Origin of the sequence: Luteolibacter sp. LG18, assembly GCF_036322585.1 — a bacterium.
GTDB lineage: Bacteria > Verrucomicrobiota > Verrucomicrobiia > Verrucomicrobiales > Akkermansiaceae > Luteolibacter.
In genome coordinates this window covers 3,912,374-3,934,261 of sequence record NZ_AP024600.1, presented here as the reverse complement: position 1 = coordinate 3,934,261, position 21,888 = coordinate 3,912,374, and the positions used below count along the sequence as shown (strand labels likewise).

The following is a 21,888-nucleotide window of genomic DNA, read 5'->3' as shown; positions in this document are numbered from 1 at the left end:
TTGGAACCCACACGTCGGCTTGGCCACATTGGCCGCGTTCGCGACGATCGCCAACCAGAGTCGAAAACCCTGATTGGCAACAGCCGACGCCGGCGGCGCGGAAAAGCTCTGGTAAAGGCGATGGAACCCCAGAACCGACCGGATCCACTAAGGCGCCGTGAACTGGAAACGGAGCCGCAGGAAGCGCCGCTTGGGATTGCCGCCCGCCAATGGATCTCGCACCCGGATGGTTTCCGGATCACCGGACTGGAGAATCTCCAACGGCAGCGTGGTCCAGGCCGTGAAGTCCTCCGTCGACTCACCGATATAAGTCACGCCTGGCAGCCCCTTCGGACGGGTGAAGGTCAGCGTGAGGCCGGAGCCATCACGTACTGCCGCGGGGAGCGGTGTCTTCTGTCCCGGGTCCGCGCCCAGCGCGTATTCGGCGAGATTGGACAGGCCATCGCCATCCGGATCGGCCACGAGGTTTGCCAGCCCGGCGGAGATCTGTCCCGAAGTGAAGTTCGCGGACCGCCACGCCGTGAGGGAATCGGCGGGCGGGATCACTGCGGCCGCCTGGGGATTTCCCGCGCCCGCCGTCACCAGCGCCGCGATGTTGGCGGTGTCATCGAGCAGGTGGAAATACGGCGGCATGAATACCGGATCGTTCGGCGTGACCGTGCCCGCCGTGGTGTCGTAGCCACCGGGATTCCCGGTGCAGGAGGCGAAAAGGTTCCCGGACAGGAAGGCCTTGCCGCCATTCCTGGTGCACGGGTTGTTGACGCCCTGGTAGTGGTTGTTCTGCACCACCATCCGCCCGTCCAGGCGGACATCGGAGGCATAGTAGTTCCCCGCGCAGGAGAAGTAATTATTGTAGAGGTGGACGGTATTGTGGCTTCCGGACGGCATACGCTCGTGGCAACCCTCCGCGAACCAGTTGTGGTGGAGCGTGATGCGGTAGCGGGAGGTGCTGGTATTCCCCGAGATCATCGGGAACCGGTGCACCAACGCCGCCGCGGTGTAGTGGAACTTGCACCAGGCCACGGTGATGTAGTCCGCGCCCTGGGTGATGTCACAGCAGCCGTCGGCGCAGTCGTAGAGCGTGCAGTGGGAAACGTGGACATTCGTCCCACCCCAGATCTGGATGCCATCGCCGCCATCGGTGTATTTGCCATCGCTGCCGACCGTGGTGCCGGGGTTCGTGATGTTGAGGTTGCGGATGATGACGTTGTTGGTCGAGATGTTGAGGGTGCCGATCACCGTCGAGGCTCCGTCCACACCCTGGATCGTCTTGTTCGATTTGATGTCCACGCGGTTGCCACCGCTGCCCGCGCCGCCGGTCACCTGGATGGTGCCGGAGACATTGATGATGTAGGGCAGCGCGGAGGTCGCGTAGGACAGCAGCTGGGCCGTAGTGGTGACCGTCACGGCCGTGCCTCCCTGGCCGCCGGTGGCCGCCGAACCGTAGCCGTCCGATAGTTTCGAGGGCGCGGCTTCGGGCAGCCAGCCGCCGAGGTTGAAGTAGGCGTTGCCGAAAATTGCATCGAGTGTGTAGGCGGCGGGGTCCACTATCACGGCCTGGCGGTTGGCGGTGCCACTGCCGGACGAAACCAGCGCGGCGGTTTCCGTCATCGGCGGTCCGGTGTAGTCGGGATCCAGGGTGTTGGTCCAGTAAGCACCCGCGGCTTGGCGCTGGGCGGGAGTCGGCGCGGCACCGCCGCCGATCAGCGTGTTGCCGTATTCACGGGCTCGGCAGGTAACCTCGCGGCCACCCCATTCCGACCACCCCTTCGTGGTGAGGTGCGTGCCGAGCTGACAGTTGACGATCGCGGTGGCCCCGTCCTGGCGCCATGGCCGCATGAAGTTCGTCGTATTCACGCCGACATCGTAGGGATAGCCATTGGCGATGAGCGCGCGCGGGAAGCGGCTGTTCAGGAACACCATGCCATAAGGCTGCGCGTAGGGGGTGCTCGGCGCGGTGATGGGGCCGCCGGTGCTCCGGATCTGCACGATGTCGCAGTTGTCGAACACGGCCAGTGCGTCCCCATAGATGAAGTCCACGCTGCCCCAGATCTCACAGCGGCTGAAATAGGCGACGCCGGAGACGGAGTAGAGCGTGTCCTGTCCGCCCTTGATGAGCACGTTGTCGAACACCAGGCGCTTGCCGGTGGTGAGCAGCGTGTTGATGGGCCCGGCGAAGGCCGCCGCGGGCGGAGCGAAGGCCCCGGCCAGGTTGGGCTGGGCGATGTAGGCGAGGTTGTCGATGGTCATGTCCCGCACCGTCACATCATCGCAGCCGATGTTCAGCGTGCCCGCTCCGCGCGCGCCATCGCCATACACTTCCGCCGCATAGTGCTGGATGAGCTGCACCGCCTGGCGGTCCACCCCATCCCCCGCCAGCGAGACGAAGCCGCGGTTCTGGCCGATGTAGACGGGCTCCCGGTAGACACCAGGCTTCACGCGGATGGTGCGCTGCAACGCGTTGTTCTGCGGAATCCAATCCACCGCGCCCTGGAGCGTGGCGAAGTCCCCGGCGCCGTCCGTCCCCACGGTGATCTCGGCCGGTCCAGTGGTGGCGGTGGCCGCCGCCGGACCCGCCGACCGGGTCGAGAACCGCCACGCCGTGGTGTCGGTGATGCCGGGATAGGCGGCATTGGAGGAATCGACCAGCAGGCCGGGGTCCATGGTCACATAGTAGCTCTTCCCGTAGGCCAGCCGCTGGGTAACGCCGAGGTTGACCCACACCTCGTTGCCATAGACCGCCATCGGCAGGTAATACATCTGCTTGCCCTGCACCGTCTGCCGCGCGGCATTCACCAGCGTGCCGCCGAAGAGCGTGTAGCCGATGAACTGCGAACGATCGATGGATACCACGACCGCGCCGGTCGCCGCATCGTGGATCCTGAGCACGCCGGAGGGCCCCAGCTTCGGCGGCGAGGGAAACGTCAGGCGCAGCGGCTGGTCGATACTGAGGTTGGTGGCGTTGTTCGCCGGGGCGAAGGTGACCCCCTGCGTGGTGGGGATGCCAAAATGCGCCGCACGGCTGACCACGCTGCCGCCAGCATTGGTTGCGGTCACGCGGTAGAACCCCGAGTTCGCGGCCGAAGCCGTCAGCGTCAGCGAGGGACCGGTGGCCCCCGCCACATCGGTGAAGGTGAGGCCATCCGCGCTACGGCTCCACTGGTAGGTCGGCGCGGAGGACGTCGATCCGAAGGTGGCGGCCAGGGTGGCGGAAGCGCCCGCATTGGCGATGACCGACTGCGGTTGCGCAAGGATCACCGGTGCCGTGCCGATGGGCGTGGAGAGGACCTCGAACGCACTCGATTTCGCCTGGTCCGCCGCTCCATTCGCGAACTGGATGACGATCTGCCCGGACGCGTTCGCCACCGCGGCGAACTCCCGGACAATGGCAATGTTCTTGCCGCCCGCGGCCGCGAAGATGTCGAAATTTGCCAGCACCTGTGTGCCGTTGATCGAGACGTTGAAACGGCGACTGCCGACGGCGGAGTGGTAGATCTCCGCGAAGTGCAACCGCACCGTACAGGTGGTGCCCGCGCCCAGGCTCCCAAGGGTGTAGGTGAAATTGCCGAAACGTTCGGTCTGGTAAACCGCCTGCGGTGCGGCTCCCGCCACACCGCCGGTGTTGATCGCGGCCGCGGTGCTGTAGGTCGATCCTCCGGAGAAGGATGCATCCGCCGTGAACGGAGCCACTGCCGTGCCACCGGAATTGACCTGGTAGAGAACCCCCTCGAGGATCTCGATCCCGCTCGATTTCGCCAGGTCAGCCGCGCCGTTCGCGAACTGGACCACGATCTGCCCGGACGCGTTCGCCACCGCGGCGAACTCCCGGACGATGGCGATGTTCTTGCCGCCGGCCTCGGCGAAGATGTCGAAGTTCGTCAGCACCTGTGCGCCATTGATCGAGACATGGAACCGACGGCTACCCGCCGCGGAGTGGTACAGCTCCGCGAAATGCAGCCGCACCGTGTGAAGCACGCCCGGAGCGAGGCTGCCGAAGGTGTAAGTAAAATTGCCATTTCGCTCCGATTGGTAGACCGACTGCGGAGCGGGGTTCACCACGCCGCTGGTGGCGATCGTGGACGCGCTGCTGTAGGTGCCGCCTCCGGAAAAGGAGGCGTCCGCCGAAAACGGGGCGACCGCGCCGCCTCCGGAATTGACCGCCTGAAGGACGGCCGCCTGGCCTAGGGTGGGCACGAGCACCGCGATCGCTGCAAGACAGCGGTGAAGGAATGAACGAATCATGGATGGATTTGGGCTTGGGTTTTGGAGAAACGCCGGACCCGGGCGCGACGGGGCGGCCCACGGGCGGCGTGGGGAAATTTTCACAAACGCGGCGGCGGAATCGGACGCGCGCGGAACTCCCGCCGTCCGGGCGGCGGGGCATGCCCCGGTCTTTCGTGAATGGACCGGGTGGAACAACAGGCCGGGTTTGGTAGCTTATGTTAGAAAGATTCCCCACCGCGTCATCGGCATCTTCTGCAAGATGCGTTGAAAAATGTGCGGGTCATTCCCACGCCCACCCAATTTTCAATATCTATTGCAACGGGACGACGTTTACCGATCGCGGAGAGCATCCTAGAGTGGACAACCCTTTCATCCGCCATCCCCGGATAATTCCCGCATGCCCCATTTATGAAACTCCTGAAACCCTGTATTCTCCTCGCATCCATTCTGGGCATGCTTCCCAGTTCCCAAGCCGCACCGGAGCCGGTGGCAAAGCCGGTCCGGATCGTCCTCGTCGGGGACTCCACCGTCACCGACAACGCCGGCTGGGGTCTCGGCTTCAAGCAATTCCTCACCGACAAGGCCGGGTGCGCGAACACGGCCCAGGGCGGCCGCAGTTCGAAGAGCTTCCGCGACGAAGGCCGCTGGACCAAGGCGCTCGAACTGAAGGGAAACTACTACCTCATCCAGTTCGGACACAACAACGAGCCCGGGAAGCCGGGACGCTCCACGGACATGCCGACCTTCGTCAGCGACATGGCCGCCTACGTCGATGAAGCGCGGGCCGCCGGGGCGATCCCCGTGCTCGTCACTCCCCTCGTCCGCCGCCAGTGGGATCGCGAGCATCCGGGGAAGATCAAGTCGAGCCTGGAACCCTACGCCGCCGAGGTGCGCAAAATCGCGAGGGACAAGCGCGTACCACTGGTCGACCTCCATGCCCGCAGCCTGGCGTTGTGCGAATCCCTCGGGCCGGACAAGTGCCTGGAGTTCAGCCCGACGAAATCAGGCACCGACGGTGCCCCCGCCTACGATGGCACCCATCTGAATGAAAAGGGTCACGTGCTGTTCGGCCGCCTCGTCGCCGAGGAACTCCGCAAGACCGTCCCCGCGCTCACGCCGCTCCTGCGGGCCACCCCGGTGAACGACCTGCCGAAGACGGCGGAGTCCACCTACGATGCGGTGGTGTCCGCCGATGGCTCCGGCACCCACACCACGGTGCGGGATGCCGTGAACTCCGCGCCGGACAATGGCTCCAAGCCCTTCCGCATCCTGATCAAGCCCGGCCGCTATGAAGGCCCGCTGCTGATCCCATCGGCCAAGCGTTCCCTCCAGTTCATCGGCGAGGAGCTGGAGAACACCGTGCTCACCTACGCGAAGAACGTGAAGGAACCGGAACCCGGTGGCACCCCGATGTTCGCCGGCATCGGCGTGGTCATCCAGGCCCCCGATTTCACCGCCGAGCGCATCACCTTCGAAAACACCTCGGGAGACCACGGCCAGGCACTCGCCCTCCGCGTGGATGCCGACCGCGCCACCTTCCGCAACTGCCGCATGCTCGGCTGGCAGGACACCCTGATGGCGAACAAGGGCCGCCAGTATTACCAGAACTGCACCATCGAGGGCCGCGTCGATTTCATCTATGGCGATGCCACCGCCGTCTTCGACCACTGCACGATCCACAGCAAGAACGGCGGCTACGTCACCGCGGCGAGCACGCCCGCCCAGCAGGCCTACGGCTTCGTCTTCTTCGATTGCAAGCTGACCGGCGATGACATTCCGTGGAACTCCGGCAACCCGGGTGAAACGCCGCGCTCCATGAAAAAGCCCAATGCGGCGCTGGGCCGCCCGTGGCGCCCCAATGCCAGCGTGATCTACGTCCGCTGCGAGATGGGCGACCACATCCAGCCGGAGGGCTGGAACAACTGGGGCAACGCCGCCAACGAGGCCACCGCCCGCTACTCGGAGGTCGACTGCACCGGCCCGGGGGCCAGCACCGCCGCCCGGGTCGCCTGGGTCAAGAAGCTCACCGATTCCGAGATCGCCAACCTGACCGTGGCCAAGATCCTGGCTGGTACCGATGCCTGGGCTCCGCAGGACAGCGCGGGCGGCAGCCTCCGCTAGGCTGAATCAACAATCAAAGAGGAGGCCGGGTGCCTCTGATTTGGAGTGCGGCGAGGCATCGCCGCTTTGAGCGGAGGCGAGACATCGCCGGGGGCCACACCTGCATTCGCCAACCCGCCCCCTCGTTCCAGAATCACCTCCTCTCTGGTTCCAGCTCGTCTTCCACAGCCCCGCTGCAACTCCCGTCGATTCTCTCCGGCACCCAAAGCGGCGATGCCTCGCCGCACTCCAAATTCAGAGCCGCCTCAGGATGCTTTCCAGCCAAAGCAAATTGAATGCCGATTCAACCTGGCGCCTGCGGGGGCCATCCCTTTTGTAGGGTACGATGCGATTGCACGGCCGGACGGATAACCCGTCTGGCCGTCTTCCTGTCACCCTCCCCTTTCACCGGGTACCAATGCACAGCGCCGGGTGGCATCGTCACCCGGCGCATCCTTGCATAAAACCCAATACGACATTCCGAATCCTGCATTTACAGGCATTCCCGATTCCTCTAGAAAAACCAGACCATGCGAGGAAAAGCGTCGGACCACGGGAAGCCGAAACAGAAGAACGTGCTCCTTGCCCTGGGCTGGCACGATCACCGGCTGCTCAACGGCATCGCCTCCTACGCCACCGAGCACAACTGGCACATCTCCGCCGCGAGCATCACCAAGGAGCTGACCATTCCCTGGGGCTGGGAAGGCGATGGCGTCCTGGCCTGGCTGGCCGGCAGCGACGAACTCTGCGAGTTCGTGCGGTCCCTGAAGAAGCCCACCGTCGATTTCAGCCTCCGCCGCGCCAATCTCCCCTTCGCCCACGTGGCCCAGGACCACCTCGCCTGTGCCACCATGGCCGCCGAACATTTCCTTCGCCGCGGCTTCCGGAATTTCATGTTCTACAGCGACTCGGACAACTGGACGTTCGAGGAACGCGGCACCGGTTTCGTGAAGGCGCTCGCCGCCGAGGGCTACGGCTGCGAATGGCTGAAGTGGCACCGCCACAAGCACTACCGCCAGGGCCGCGGCGAATGGAGCAGCCGCCGGGCGTGGCTCACCACCCAGCTCCGCAAGGCGGAGAAGCCGCTGGCCGTGTTCACCGCCAATGGCACCCTCGCGGTCGAGGTACTGGAGGTCTGCGAGCACGCCGAGATCCAGATCCCCCGGGATGTGGCCCTGATCGGCATCGAGGACGATCTGCTCCTCCCCCAGTCCACCCAGCGCCCGATCACCTCCGTCGAACCGAACTTCGAGGAACTGGGCTACCAAGGCTCGGCCTGGCTGGACCGCCTGATGCGTGGCGGAGCACTGCCCGCCGCCCCGGTGAGAGTGGCCCCCTCCCGGATCATCTCCCGGCAGAGCACGGACATCACCGCCGTGAGCCACGAAGGCCTGGCCAAGGCCCTGCGTTTCATCGCCGGACAGTTCCACGACTCCATCGACATCGACCAGGTGGCGCGGCACTCGGGCATGTCACGCCGCGGGCTACACCAGGCCTTCGTCGACCACCTCGGCATGACGCCCGGCGAACACCTGCGCTCGACCCGCATCGAGAACGCGAAGCGGCTGCTTTGTGAAACCGACCAGAAAGTGGAATCCGTCGCCGCCGGCAGCGGCTACCCCAGCGTGAACAGTTTCTTCATCGCCTTCCGCCAGGCCGCCGGCACCACCCCCGCGGAATACCGGAAGCTCGCCCGGCGCGGCCGGTGAACGATCTTCTCACGCCAAAGGAGCGAGATCGTAAATGACGACGCGCTCCCAGAATGTCCGGCAGGTGGCCACGAAGCGGGCGTGATCCGGACATTCCTTCTGATAGAAATCGTGATCCTCGAGGGATTTGAAATGCAGCGAGGTCGCGTAGCTGAAGGAATGATCGGTGACGGCGCGCACCTCGGTGGCCGCCGGGGTTCCCACATGGCCCCGTTCCAGATAAGGAAGGCTGGCAAGGCGTCGGATCTCCTCGTCGAACGTGGCAATCTCGGAGGGAGTGAGGTCCTTGCGGAGCCAGAAAATGGCGCTGTGGATGAACATGCGGTGGCGGGTGGTGGGTGGGAGTCGCAGTGAAACGGAAGAAAGCCAGGCGATCTTGCGCGCACCCGCCAGTATCCCGCGTTCTTACTTCGAGGTGCCTTGGCCTTGCCAGGAGGCGGGCGTCAGGGTGATCGAGGCTCCCTTCGCGAGCTTCGGTTCGATGATCCGGTCGCGATAGCGAATCTTGGCCGCGGCTCCGGAAATGGAGTGGATGGTGGCGGACACCAGCGCTCCGTTCTTCCAGACCTCATCAATCTCGAAGCCACCGCGGGCGCGGAGGCCGCTGACCCTGCCATCGGGCCAAGCCTTGGGCAGGGCGGGAAGAAGATCGATGGAACCGCGGTGGGACTGGAGCAGCATCTCGGCGATGCCGGAGGTCGCCCCGAAGTTGCCATCGATCTGGAACGGCGGATGGGCATCGAACAGGTTCGGATAGGCTCCCCCGCCCTGCGATCCCCCCTTGGGCGGCGTGAGGAGAAGCACGAGAAGCTGGTGGGCGTTGTCGCCATTCAACGCGCGGGCCCACAAGTTGACCTTCCAAGCCATTCCCCAGCCCGTGGTCTGCATGCCGCGGCCTTCGAGCGATTTGATGGCGGCGGCGAAAAGTTCCGGGTCCTCGGGCGTGATGAGAGCGCTGGGAAACAGCGGATAGAGGTGGGAGGCATGGCGGTGGAAATCCTTCTCCCGGTCCCGGTCCTCGAGCCATTCCTGGAGTTGTCCAAACCTGCCGATCTGGAACGGGGCCAGTTTTCCACTGGCCGCCATGACCTGGCTTCGGAAAGCCTCGTCCCTGCCCAGGATTTCGGATGCCTTGGAGACTTGGTTGAAGACATCGCGGACGATCCCGAGATCCATGGTCGGGCCCGCCACGCTTCCCTCGTGCTCGGGGGAGTGGGATGGACAGGTGACCAGCCATCCGTGCGTGGGTTCCGGGACCAGGGTGTCGAGGAAGAACTCGGCCGAGCCTTTCAAGATGGGGTAAACCTCCTCAAGAAACTTCCTGTCACCGGTGAAAAGGTAATGCTCCCAGAGATGGGTGGTGAGCCATGCGCCCCCCGTGGGCCACATGCCGGTACCGGCGGAATCGACCGGAGCCGTCGCACGCCAGAGGTCGGTGTTGTGATGGCAGACCCAGCCCCGCGCACCGTACATCACCTTGGCGGTGCGGCTGCCGGTCCGGGAGATGTCGCGGACGAGGTCGAACAGCGGCTGGGCGCATTCCGAGAGGTTGGCGGTTTCGGCCGGCCAGTAGTTCATCTCGGTGTTGATGTTGATGGTGTACTTGCCGCCCCACGCCGCGCTGCGGGCATCGTTCCACATGCCCTGCAGGTTGGCGGGCTGGCTGCCGGGACGGGAGCAGGCGATCAGGAGATAGCGGCCGTATTGGAAATGGAGCGCGGGCAACGCCGGATCATTTCCTCCGGTGAACCTCGCGATCCGCTCGTCCGTGGGGAGATCGGAGTCGGGGGTCCGGGGGAGATCGAGGGACACCCTGCGGAACCACGATTGGTGCTCCTTCACATGGCGATCCCGGAGATCCTGGTAGGATTTGCCGGACGCCTCGGTGAGATCCTTGATCGCGCGGGCGGCGGGATCGGCCCCGAGGTTCTGGTAGTTGACGAAGTTCGTGCCGCAACTGGCGACCAGCGTGACAGAGTCCGATTGGGAAACGTGGATCGCGTTGCCTTCCGCGGTCACCTGACCACCGTCCGTCTTGGCCTTGAGCATGCCCTTGAATCGGATCGCGCCCGGCGTGTCGGCCTCGTCGCTGCCTTTTCCGCTGAGCGTGAGGACACCGTTTTCGAACGAGGAGGTCGCGTCCGTGAAAGGAGTTTCCCACGATGCCCGGAAGTCCAGCGCACCTGGCTTGTCCGCGCTGAGGCGGATCGCCACGACCTGGTCCGGGGCACTGGAGAAGACCTCGCGGGTGTAGGTCACGCCGCCCCGCTTGAAGGTGGTCGTCGCCACCGCGGTGTCGAGATCCAGCGAGCGGCGGTATTCCGTGACGGGCTCCGAACTCCGGGTGCCAAAGTCCAGAACCACGCTGCCCAGCGTTTGGTATTGCACCATGCGGGGCGGCACACCGAGCGCGTTCCCGGCAAGGAGCGCCTCGGCCTCTGCCCGCTTGCCGGCGAAGATCAGCTCCCGCGACTTGCGGATGGCATCGGGGGCTTTGGGATTGGCCGGATCGTAGGGGCCTCCTGACCAGATGGTGTCCTCGTTGAGCTGGATGCGGTCGCGCTCGACTCCACCGAAGTACATGCCTCCCAGGCGTCCGTTGCCAAAGGGCAGGGCCTCCACCCACTCACGGGCCGGCTGCCGGTACCACAGGTGGAGCGGAGTCTCCGGGCCTTTGGCGCTTCCGGCGATCTTGATGGACGCGATCAGCGGGACATTGCCCGCCGTCGGCTGGATGGTGCGCCCCTCCACCTTCGAGAACGACCACTCGCCGGAGAGCCCACCCGCCCTCTGATTGCTCGCCTGCAGACCGGCGACCTCATCCGGAGTGAGGGCCCGGCGGTACATGGCCAGCGATTCGATGTCGCCGTGGAAGGGGTGCGCATCACGGACATCCGTCCCGATTTTAACCGGGAGACCCTCGGCTGGATTCATCCAGCGGTCCCGGGCCGGAGCGGTGATCGCGGCCACCTTGGCTCCATCGAGGTAAAGGTCGGCGGTTTTGGTCGAGGCATCGAAGACCGCCGTCACATGGGAACTGCGGTCGGTGGAAAGGGCTTGGGGGCTGGCCACCACGTCAGGGGCCGTGGTGATGAACTCAAGGACGCCCCCCTTGCCGATCCGGAGCTGAATGCCCAATTGGCTGCCCGGGCCGGTCGCGTCGAGGATCACGGAGCCCTCCGGACAATCGATGGCGGGTTTCAACCGCACGTCGACCGTGCAGGCCCGGGAGATGAAGAGCGGACCGGTGCGGGTTTCGAAGCCCGGCGTGGTTCCATCGAAATGCCCGGAAGACGCTGTCTGGGAAAGGCAAGGCTGGAAAGCCAGCAGCGCCAGCGTCAGAAGGGATGCGCGGCAGATGTCGATCATCGGGGTTTTGTCAGGTATCCAAATCCAAGGTCACTTCCCCGCGAAGCCGAAATACGTCCGCGCGTTCTCGTGGCAGATGTTGCGGACCAGCGGACCGAGCAGCGCGTCGTCGTCGGGCACCTCGCCGCTTTCCACCTCACGGCCGATCAGGTTGCACAGCGTGCGGCGGAAATACTCGTGGCGGGGATAGCTCATGAACGAACGCGAATCCGTCACCATGCCCACGAACCGCGACAGCAACCCGAGGTTGGACAGCGCGTTGAACTGCCACTCCATCGCCTCCTTCTGGTCCAGGAACCACCAGCCGCTGCCGAGCTGGAGTTTTCCCGCGATGCTGCCGTCCTGGAAGTTCCCCAGCATCGTGGCGAAGGCGTAGTTGTCCGCCGGATTGAGGTTGTAGAGGATCGTCTTCGGCAGCGCGTTTTCGGAATCGAGACGGTCGAGGAAAGCGGCCAGCGCCCGGGTCTGGGGAAAGTCGCCGATGGAGTCGAAGCCGGTGTCCGGTCCGAGCTGGCGCATCAGGCGCGTGTTGTTGTTCCGCAGCGCGCCGAGGTGGAGCTGCATCGTCCAGCCCTTCTCCGCATACAGGCGGCCGAGGAACGCCATCACATGCGAGGCATACTTGGCATGCTCCTCCGGCGACGCGTCCTTCCCGGACAAAGCCGCGCGGAAGATCGCTTCGACCTCGGACTCGCTGCACGCGTCCGCGTAACAGCGCTCCAGCCCATGGTCGGAAAGGCGGCAACCCCGCTCGTGGAAAAATTCACCACGTTTCCGCAGGGCTTCCTGCAGTCCCGCCAGCGACTCGATTGCAAGCCCGCTGGCCTCCTCCAGACGGCCGATCCACGCCTTGAAAAGCCCCGCTCGGTTCACTGCCAGCGCGGCATCCGGCCGGAAGGTCGGCAACACCCGTGTGTCCGATCCACCCGCCGCGATCGCCTCATGGTGCGCCAGGTCATCCGCCGGATCATCGGTGGTGCAGAGCGTGGTCACGCGGAATTGCTTCAGGATGCCCTGGGTCGAGAATTCCGGCGAAGCGAGCCGCTCATTCGCCTGATCCCAGATGCGGTCCGCGGTGGTCTCATCGAGCAGCTCGGTGATGCCTAAGTAGCGCGAGAGCTCGAGATGGGTCCAGTGGTAGAGCGGATTCCGCACCGTGTGCGGCACCGTGGAGGCCCAGGCCTTGAACTTTTCCCGCGGCGTCGCATCCCCGGTGCAGAAACGTTCGGAGACCCCGTTGGAACGCATCGCCCGCCACTTGTAGTGGTCCCCTTCCAACCAGATCTCGAACAGGTTCTTGAACTGCCGGTTCTCCGCGATGTCCTTCGGCGAGAGATGGCAATGGTAGTCCAGGATCGGCTCCGGTTTCGCGAACCCGTGGTAGAGGCGGCGTGCGGCCGCGGTGTTGAGGAGAAAGTCTTCGTGGATGAATGGGCGGCTCGACATGGTGGCGGCGGAATCAGGCGTTCCCTCCACCGTGCCGACCCGCGATTCAGCCCTCAATGCCACTTTCTGCATTCGCTATCCCAAAACCGGCACAAGCCGACCGTATAAACAGCCGCTGCCGTAAAACGACAGCGGCTGTTCTTCGCCTCATCGACTACACCATCGACAAGGATTTCGCTCAGGCGTCCTGCGCGGCGGCAAGCGCCTCCCGGGTGAGCCGGGTGATCTCGCTCCAGTTTCCGGCAGCCACCAAGGCTTTGTCGACGAACCACGAACCACCGATCGCGGCCACCACCGGCACCTTCAGGTAACTTGCGAGATTGGCGGAGGTGATTCCGCCGGTGGGAATGAACTTCACGCCGGTGTGGCCATACGGACCGGCCAAGGCTTTCAACATCGGCACCCCACCCGCCGTTTCCGCGGGGAAAAATTTGAGAAGCTTGCAGCCTTCGGAAAGCGCGCGCTCGACGTCGCTCGGCGTCATCACGCCCGGCGAAAACGGGAGCCCCACTTCGCGGGCCACCTCGATGGTTTTCGGGTTGAGGCCCGGCGCGAGACCGAACTGGGCGCCCGCGTCCTTCGCTCGCTTCACCTGGTCGGCATCGAGCAGCGTGCCCGCGCCCACCAGGATTTCCGGGAAACGGTTCGCGATGCGGCGGATGCTTTCCTCCGCGGCGGCGGTGCGGAACGTGATCTCCATGATGTCCAGCCCGCCCGCGAGCAGGGCTTCGGCGAGTGGTTCGGCGGAGGCGGCGTCATCGAGCACGATGACGGGGACGATGCGCTTGGCGAGAATGCGGTCGATCATGGTGGTTGGAAAAAGAGAAGCGGGTTTCCTCACCCCGCAAGCTTCCACGTGTAGGCCAAGGCCCGCACCTTGGATACGATCGGAATTTGCATTCCGGATTGAAAATCCTCCGCCGCGGCGGGGGCTCCGAATCGTAGAATCGTAGCCGCGCTCGGGAGAGCGTGGGTGGGGAGGGTTCACGATCTCCCTCGCAGGTCCAGTTCTCACCCGATCGACGCCTATTTTCCAAGCCCGGCAGGGCGACGCTCTGCTAGCCGGTGGCGCAAGCCACCGGTGACGGGCGGTGGTGGAGTTCCAAGCCCCGGCAAGGGGCGACGCAACGCAGGCCGAATGACCCTCCAGATGGAATCCCGCGCCCGATGTTCAAAGAGCGCCGAATCATCCAGTAAGATCTGAATGGTGGATCCGCTGAAAGAGCGCAGGCAGCGTCGTCCCTAGCGGGACTTGGACATGCTTCGCGGCCGATTCCCCGGGGGCTTGCGCACCCCGGCTAGCAGAGCGTCGCCCTGCCGGGCTCAGAGGAAGGAGCCTTGAGAAGCGCGGCGGGTGCAACGAGGCGGGTGAATCCTCCCTGCCCACGCTCTCCCGAGCGCGGCTACGTTCCGCATCGTCGATGTGGGTAAAGGGCAGGATGCCTCGCCGCACTCCAAATCAGAGGCACCCGGCCTCCTCTTTGAATGTCGATTCAGCCTAACAGCCCAATCCCATTCATAGGAGCGGGCTCTCCACGCATCCACCCCGGCTGCAGCCCCGTGCCCCGCAATCCACGCAGATCCAAATGGTTTGCGCTGGAAGCACCGGGGCGGCCTGTGGCATCCTCCATGATCCCGTTTCATGCGAATCACGCGTTTCAATTCGAATTGCAGAATCACGCAATTCCCGAGCCACGATCACAATGTATGGTCCTTAGAGTTACAAACGGCATTGCAGCCAAAACCCATCCGCTGGCCGCCGGATTGAACACTCACCACTCCCATGAAAGCCCCATTTTCCAGTCTCACGGCACGCGCCATGCGGCGTCATCCGCAACGAGGATTCGCCCTCGTCGTGGTCTTGTCGATCATGGTGTTGCTGGCCACCCTCGCGCTCGGCCTGCTGTCCATGTCCAGCATCACGCTGCGTGCCTCCGAGCGCGGGACCGCCGCCGCGATCGCACGCTCCAATGCTCGGATGGCGCTGATACTCGCCCTGGGTGAGCTTCAGAAAAATGCCGGGCCCGACCAGCGCGTCACCGCGCGCGCCGACATCCTCGACGAGAAAATTTCCAATCCCCGGCTCACCGGCGTTTGGAAATCCTGGGAGATCAAGGCCGCCCAGCCGCCTGCTCCCGCCGAATACGACCGTAACGAACGGGACAAGAAATTCCTCGGCTGGCTCACTTCGAGCGCCGACGGTATCGCCCAGAACCAAGTGGCCTTCGCCAGCGCCGCGCCCCAAACCCCGGCAACCCTCTGGGGCAAGGGCACGCTCGGCCAGAACGCCGATCCGCGCGATCTGGTCACCGCCACCAAGGTCGAGGTGACTTCCCAACACGGGGCCTTCGCCTGGGCCGTGATGGACGAGGGCGTGAAAGCCCGCGTCAACACCCCCTACGTCGACAACGCCACCGCCAAGGGGAGCCAGATCGCCCAACTGGGATCGGGAGTCCGCCCGAACACGGCCTCCATCAGCGCCATGAGCGCCATCGACCGCTCGAATTTCCAATACGGCACCAGCCAGTTCGCCACGATGGAAAAGGGCATCACGCGGTCGAACTTCGGCTACGCCGCCGACACCGTTTCGAAAGGCGCCGGGGCAGCCCTGAAGCCGCTCGCCCACGACATCACCACGCAGTCGGTCGGCATGTTCACGGACACCGCGGCGGGTGGTCTCAAGGAAGACTTCAACCTGCTGGCCAATGCCACCACCCTTCCCGCCAACTATGCCGGCAAGGGCGTGTATGCCTCCCGTCTGGGCCTCACCGCCGTGTCCGATCCGCGCTGGGAATCGCTCCAGCAGCTCGCCGGACTCTACAAGGACAGCAGCCGCTTTTCCGATTCCGGTGGCGTTCCGCTGGTGAAGGCCTCCACCCCGCAGGGCTGGCTGGCGTCGACCGGTTCGGATCCCGCCACCGGCGATGTCGGCACCACCCAGCGCGCCGCGCCCGCGGGCCTGGTGCTCATGCCCTCGATCGCCAAGGTCCAGGTCGTCTTCAGCCTGCTCACCCGCGACATCTACAATTACCCGAAGATCAGCGACACCCGTCCGAAGCAGCCCGGCACCAAGGATGAGGAAACCGCCGCACAGCTTCATGGCCCTTGGGGCAAAAACCTGGCGGGCTCCTCCTACGACTACCTGCTACACCTGCTCTACACGCCCGTCGTGACGCTTCATAACCCCTACAACGTCGCGCTCGAGTTCAGCGAGTTGAAGGTGATGTTCGGCAACGTCCCCTTCGCCCTCCAGGTGTTCCGGAACGGCGTCGCCCAGACCACCGCTCCGGCCCCGCTCGACACGATGTACTACAGCGCCGGGGAAACCGGCAGCCGTCCGAAGCGCTTCGGCATGACCCTGAAGACCAATGGCGGTTCCTCCACCTCGCCTTCGGCCGGCTCCTCGACGTTCCGCCTCCTGCCGGGTGAGGTCATGATGTTCTCCCCCTACATCGATCCCAACCGCACCTGGAAGGACGAGTACACCAGCCGGACCTTCTCCGACTGGGACAGCGGCAGCGGTTCCAACCGCACGCTGACCATCGACGGACTTCCCGGCTGGCGCGGCGACGGCATCGGCTTCGACCTCGATTGGTTCTGCCCCAGCTACAAGAGTTACCGGATCACCTCCAATGAAACCGAGAACGGGACCAACATGGACCGCGGTGGCTGCATCGCGGCGAAGTCCACCGACGAGTTCTCGCTGAAGTTCGCTCCGTTGAGCGTGGATACCCTCAGCCAGAACAAATTCACGATCACCCTTTTCGCCAAGCCGGTCGGTGCCTCCAGCCAGGTGGCCGCCAGCGTGATCGAGATGGACTACGAGAAGCCCACCGGCCTGCAGGACTACCTCCTCGGCGCGGGCGGCACCATCACCTATCCGAAGCAGGGCACCATCAACACGATGGCGATGCACTCGCACTCCGTGACTCCGATCAAGGACATCAGCAACGCCAAGCCGTTCGCGATCATCAGCGCCCAGGCCAAGACCACCATGGGCGGTTTCAACCCGGATGGCGAGGACGGCAAGCTCGCCGCGAAGCCCTGGGCCTTCGGCCACGAGGTCGTCGCCGCGTCGTCCGGCAAGGTCGTCAGCGAGCATCCCGCGAACCTGTCCCACGAGATCAGCCTTCAGCGCCTGGACGCCGGCACCAACAACCTCCTGCAGTTCGATCCCGCCACCGGGCGCGGCAACGCCATCACCGGCCAAACCGGCAACACCGGCATCAAGTTCGGCGCGCTCTATGACATTCCCGTCGCGCCGCTGCAGAACCTCGCCCAACTGAACGCCGCGAACCCCGGCGGCTCCTCCGGCTACCTGCCGCGCTTCGCCCAGCCGATCGGCAACTCGTGGGCGCACCCGATGCTCGATCCCTCCCGCATCGTCACCAAGGACGGCAACGGCGACCGCCTCGACCATTCGTTCCTGCTCAACCTCGCGCTCTACGATCACTTCTACTTCTCCGGCCTCGCCGATCAGACCGGTCCCTACGGCAGCAACACCGCCGCGCCGCGCCTCGCCGAACAATTCGCGAACGGCAAGCCGCTGTCCGACCCGCGCCTGGAACTGCGCGCGCCGGACGGCCGCCCACGGACCGAGTTCACCAAGGACGCCCAGCTCGCCGATGCCTACGCGAAAATCGCCGGCTGGCAGGTGATCAACGGTCCCTTCAACATCAACTCCACCTCCGTGACCGCGTGGAAGGCGATGCTCGGTTCGATCCACGATGGCAAGGCGCTCTACAACAGCCTCAACAAGACCGCGAAGACCTCCGCGCTCACCTCATTGCCGCCGGTCGATTCCGCGAAGGGCCAGTCCCGCATCAGCCGCTTCCGACTTCCCGCTTCCTTGTCCGAGGAAGACGGCGGCGATCCAATGGAGTCCTACTGGCTCGGTGCCCGCGAATACAGCGATGCCCAGCTCGACGCGCTGGCCCGCGAGATCGTGAAACAGGTGCGCGCCCGCGGCCCGTTCCTGTCGATGGCGGAGTTCGTGAACCGCCGCCTCGGGGCCAATGAAACGGCCCAGCGCGGCGCGCTCCAGCAGGCGATCGACAACACCAAGATCAACGACGCGCTGGCAACGACCTCGAGCGCGGGCTACGACATCGCCGAGACCAAGCTGGCGGGTTACAAATACGCGAACCCACCGGCCGGAGCGGGCAGCAGCTACCAGGGGGCTCCCGGTTATCTCAGCCAGGCGGACGTCCTGAATGTCCTCGGCAACGCGGCCACGCCGCGCTCGGACACCTTCACGATCCGCGGCTACGGCGAGGCCCGCGATGCCACGGGCAAGACCACCGCCACCGCCGTGTGCGAGACCGTGGTCCAGCGCGTTCCCGATTACCTCGATCCCACCGACCGTGCCGACACGGTGCCCGCCTCCTTGAAATCGCCGGTCAACAAGACCTTCGGCCGCGCCTTCGCGATGGTGTCGTTCCGCTGGCTGATCGCGTCGGAAATCTGATCCTCAACCCATCCCCTCGAACCCATGCGCTTCGTACTGCCACTCGTCCTGTTCGCCCTCCATTCCGCCGGCTTCTCCCAGGAGGCGCGCACCGTGGAGTGCCGCTTCCTCGGCTTCGGGACGAACGAAAGCACCACCTCCGCCCTCACCGTCGCGGACAATGGCGCGGACATCACCTGTCCGCTGCCGACCACGCAGTTGTCCCCGAAGGTTACCTGCTACGCGAAGGGCGACAAGATCCCGTTCCTTTCCAGCGACCGCAAGCCGCTGGCCGTCGCCGCGATCCCCGCCGGAGTCCGGTCCGCGCTGCTGGTGTTCGTGCGGATGCCCGGCCAGGCCGATACGCCGCAGTGGCGGATCTTTGTCATCGAGGACTCGCCGAAGAACTTTCCCGATGGCGGTGCCTACGTGGCGAACTTCTACGGCAACGACATCCGTTTCATCATCGGCGAGCACAAGGTGATGCTGCATTCCGCGGCCTCCGGCGGTTACCCGATGCCGAAGGAGCGCGATGACTTCAACATGTCGCCGGTGATCTTCCAGTTCGCCAACGGCGAGAAGTGGCGGACCGCCAACGAAAGCGCGCTGCGTTTCCTGCCGGGCACCCGCTACCTGATCTTCGCCTACGTCGATCCGGTCTCGGGCCGCCCGAAGATCAGCACCTACCAGGACCAGGTCGAGCAACCGGCCCCCGATACCGTGAACCGGTAGGGTGAATCGACATTCAAAGAGGAGGCCGGGTGCCTCTGTTTTGGAGTGCGGCGAGGCATCGCCGCTTTGAGCGGAGGCGAGATATCGCCGGGGGCAACACCTGCATTCGCCAACCCGCTCCCACGTTCCAGAATCACCCCCCTCTGGTTCGCACTCCTTTTCCACCGCTCCGCTGCAAATCCCGTCGATTCTCTCCGGCACCCAAAGCGGCGATGGCTCGCCGCACTCCAAATCCAGAGCCCCTTCGGGATGCTTTCCATGCAAAGCAAAATGCATGTCGATTCAACCTAGTAGAGAGGGTCCCAGCTTCGCGCTACGACCTCTCACTTCGCCGCGGGCGTTTCCTTCAAGGTCGCCTTCAACCACCCGGCCACCGTCGCCGGGTAATCCGGCGCGAATTTCTCCCAGTCCGCGATCCGGTGCGGCGCTCCTCTCATCTCCGAGAAGACACACGGCACCTTCACGCCCTCCAATCGCTTGACGAAGGCCACGGCGTCCTCATGGCGCACGGATTTGTCCGCCGTGCCCTGGACGATCAGGAACGGAGGCATGCCCGCCTTGACCTCCTCGGCCGGGGAAATCGCCGCGATCTTCGCGAGCGCCGCGTCATCCAGCTCCGGAGGCAACCCAAGCAGATTCCGCAGTGCCACGCTGACCTCGCCCCGTCGCCGGGAATCCGCCACCAGATCGACCGCGGGAGCCAGGCCGACCACCGCCTGCACGCGCAGGGACTCATCCGCCCGGATCGCCGCGAGCGTGGCAAGCTGGCCACCGGCCGAGTATCCGACCAACGCGAGGCGCCTCGGATCGATCCGGTAGGCCGCGGCGTTCGCCTTCACCCAGCGGATGGCGGCCTGCACGTCCTCGAATCCCGCGGGCCACGGATGCCGCGGCGCGAGGCGATAGTTGATCGAGAACCAGGCGATGCCCGCTTCGTTGAGCGGCTTCGCCAGCGCGCCGAAATCCTGCGCCTTGTCGCCGCTCCCCCACCCGCCGCCGTGGATCAGGATGGCCGCGGGGAAAGGCCCGTCACCGAGCGGCACCGAGGCATCGAGGCACAGGCTCTCACCGTCCACGTTTCGATACTCGATGTCGGCGTGGAGACCCGGGGAAACCGCGGGCTCGCCACTGGCCAGCGACAGGAAACCGACGAGGAGCAGCAAGGATCGGATCACGGAATCCATTCGTATCATGCCCGGTGAACCACGTCAGTCTCAACTGGGAATCCACTCCGGCTTCGATTTTTCGACCTCGCGTGAAGCAGGACGACCCGCGCCGTTGCCGTTCATCGTGGCGAGGATCGCCGGAGTCTCGTGGCCGTTCTTCACGGTGGAGGAAAGGAAGCGGAAATACGGGAAAGCCGCCGAGCCGGATGCATCCAGCACATCGGTGGTGATGCAATAGAGCCCCACCTTCGCGCCGATCCACTTGCCCGCCTTCGCGTGGAACGCGGGCCCGATCTGATAGAAGTCCCCGCCCGCCTGGACGATGCCGAAACGGCAAACGCCACCCACGCCAACCTTCACCTGCAAGGTGACGGTGGGCCCGTTCACCCGGACCACCTCCCCGCCCTCACAGGCATTCATCTGCCTTACCTCGTAGCCCTCCGCGCCGCGCACCACATCCAGCGCCGCGTACTCCACCCCCGCCACCAGCAGGCCCGCATGCAGGCAACGCGAGGCCGGAGAGAGATCCACGCAGGTCTCGACGGTGAACTCCTCCGCCGGGAATTTCTGAAGCAGGAGATTCGGAGCCAACCGCAAATCACCCCCCAGCACGAAGCGTGGCTTCAGCGTCAGGTGATCGGGGCGTTCGGCCAGCGAGTACCAGTCGGACTCCGGATTGCCCTGCCACTGCCATTGCAATCCCAACGCCCGCCGCTTGAAGTCATCGCTCGTCTGCGGCACCGCCACCAGTCCCGCGTCGCCGACGTCGGGCTTGGCATGCCGCATCACGGGACGGCCGACCCCGTCGCGATCCTGAGCTTCGCCGATCAACGGCCAACCATCCACCCACCGCACCGGCTGGAGATGGACGATGCGGCCATAGAGCCCCTTGTCTTGGAAATGCAGGAACCACCACTCGCCCTTCGGCGTATCGACCAGCGCGCCCTGGTGCGGTCCATTCACCTCGCTGCCGCGCTGGCTCAGCACGATCTTCTCCTCGTAGGGACCCTGGATGTCCCTCGACCGGAAGATGACCTGCCAACCACTGGCCACGCCGCCGGACGGCGCGGAGATGTAGTACCATCCATCGAGCTTGTGCAGCTTCGGCCCCTCCAGCGCGGGCAGGCCCGGATGGATTTCCGCGACGATCTTGCCTTCGCCCAGGATCTTCGTTCCACAGGGACTCATCGGCCGAAGGTGCAGCTTGTTGCGGATGCCCGAGCGCGAGCCCGCGTAGGCGTAGATCACATAGGCCTTGCCATCATCGTCCCACAGCGGGCACGGATCGATCAGCCCCTTCCCGCGCAGCAGGAGGTGCGGCTTGCTCCATTCGCCCGCCGGGTCGACCGCGGTGGTGACGTAGATCCCCTCATCGGGAGTCGGGAAGAAGATCCAGAAACGCCCGTCGTGGTGGCGGATCGAGGGCGCCCACACGCCCTGCCCGGGCTGCACCTCGGCGTAGCGCGGATGCGGCAGCTCCCGCAGCGCGTGGTTCACCAGCGTCCAATTCACCAGGTCCCGGGAATGCAGGATCGGCAGCCCCGGCACACAGTTGAAACTGGACGACGTGAGGTAGAAGTCCTCGCCCACCCGGATCACATCCGGATCGGAGTAGTCCGCGTGCAGGACCGGATTCCGGTAGGTGCCATCCCCTTGGTCGGAAATCCATGGAAAGTCGTGGCGATGTGCGTTCATG

Annotated in this window: 11 protein-coding genes; 4 read left to right on the top strand and 7 right to left on the bottom strand. The window is 65.0% G+C overall.

Annotated elements, in window-relative coordinates; genetic code table 11:
• Nucleotides 1-147 precede the first annotated feature (147 nt).
• The gene (locus llg_RS15630; RefSeq protein ID WP_338285622.1) at nucleotides 148-4,242 is read right to left on the bottom strand and encodes a pectinesterase family protein; all 4,095 of its coding nucleotides are present in this window, start codon (nucleotides 4,240-4,242) and stop codon (nucleotides 148-150) included.
• Between the two features lie 435 nt (nucleotides 4,243-4,677).
• Between llg_RS15630 and llg_RS15625 the strand changes: the two genes are divergently transcribed.
• Both llg_RS15625 and llg_RS15620 read left to right on the top strand, forming a co-directional pair.
• Complete coding sequence (locus llg_RS15625) at nucleotides 4,678-6,345, top strand: pectinesterase family protein (protein ID WP_338285621.1); 1,668 nt, start codon at nucleotides 4,678-4,680, stop codon at nucleotides 6,343-6,345.
• A 509-nt stretch (nucleotides 6,346-6,854) separates the two neighbouring features.
• Entirely contained in the window at nucleotides 6,855-8,033 is a 1,179-nt protein-coding gene (locus tag llg_RS15620) for a DNA-binding transcriptional regulator (RefSeq protein WP_338285619.1), read from the top strand.
• Nucleotides 8,034-8,042: 9 nt separating this feature from the next.
• Here llg_RS15620 and llg_RS15615 read toward each other — a convergent pair whose 3' ends face one another.
• The 4 genes from llg_RS15615 to eda form a co-directional block, all read right to left on the bottom strand.
• Nucleotides 8,043-8,354: a Dabb family protein gene (locus llg_RS15615; RefSeq protein WP_338285618.1), complete on the bottom strand. Its 312-nt coding sequence runs from the start codon at nucleotides 8,352-8,354 to the stop codon at nucleotides 8,043-8,045.
• A gap of 84 nt (nucleotides 8,355-8,438) precedes the next feature.
• Nucleotides 8,439-11,402 carry a glycoside hydrolase N-terminal domain-containing protein gene (locus llg_RS15610; protein ID WP_338285617.1) on the bottom strand — a complete coding sequence of 988 codons (2,964 nt, stop codon included), beginning with the start codon at nucleotides 11,400-11,402 and terminating at the stop codon, nucleotides 8,439-8,441.
• 30 nt (nucleotides 11,403-11,432) lie between these two features.
• The gene (gene uxaC, locus llg_RS15605; RefSeq protein WP_338285616.1) at nucleotides 11,433-12,848 is read right to left on the bottom strand and encodes a glucuronate isomerase; all 1,416 of its coding nucleotides are present in this window, start codon (nucleotides 12,846-12,848) and stop codon (nucleotides 11,433-11,435) included.
• Nucleotides 12,849-13,026: 178 nt separating this feature from the next.
• Nucleotides 13,027-13,656, bottom strand: a complete 630-nt coding sequence (eda, locus tag llg_RS15600) for a bifunctional 4-hydroxy-2-oxoglutarate aldolase/2-dehydro-3-deoxy-phosphogluconate aldolase (RefSeq protein WP_338285615.1) — start codon at nucleotides 13,654-13,656, stop codon at nucleotides 13,027-13,029.
• A 975-nt stretch (nucleotides 13,657-14,631) separates the two neighbouring features.
• Between eda and llg_RS15595 the strand changes: the two genes are divergently transcribed.
• Entirely contained in the window at nucleotides 14,632-18,315 is a 3,684-nt protein-coding gene (locus llg_RS15595) for a hypothetical protein (RefSeq protein ID WP_338285614.1), read from the top strand.
• A 24-nt stretch (nucleotides 18,316-18,339) separates the two neighbouring features.
• On the top strand, nucleotides 18,340-19,026 hold the full coding sequence (locus llg_RS15590) for a hypothetical protein (protein WP_338285613.1): 687 nt from the start codon (nucleotides 18,340-18,342) through the stop codon (nucleotides 19,024-19,026).
• 323 nt (nucleotides 19,027-19,349) lie between these two features.
• Here llg_RS15590 and llg_RS15585 read toward each other — a convergent pair whose 3' ends face one another.
• Entirely contained in the window at nucleotides 19,350-20,201 is an 852-nt protein-coding gene (locus llg_RS15585) for an alpha/beta hydrolase (RefSeq protein ID WP_338285612.1), read from the bottom strand.
• A gap of 39 nt (nucleotides 20,202-20,240) precedes the next feature.
• On the bottom strand, nucleotides 20,241-21,887 hold the full coding sequence (locus llg_RS15580) for a glycoside hydrolase 43 family protein (RefSeq protein WP_338285611.1): 1,647 nt from the start codon (nucleotides 21,885-21,887) through the stop codon (nucleotides 20,241-20,243).
• Nucleotide 21,888 lies beyond the last annotated feature (1 nt).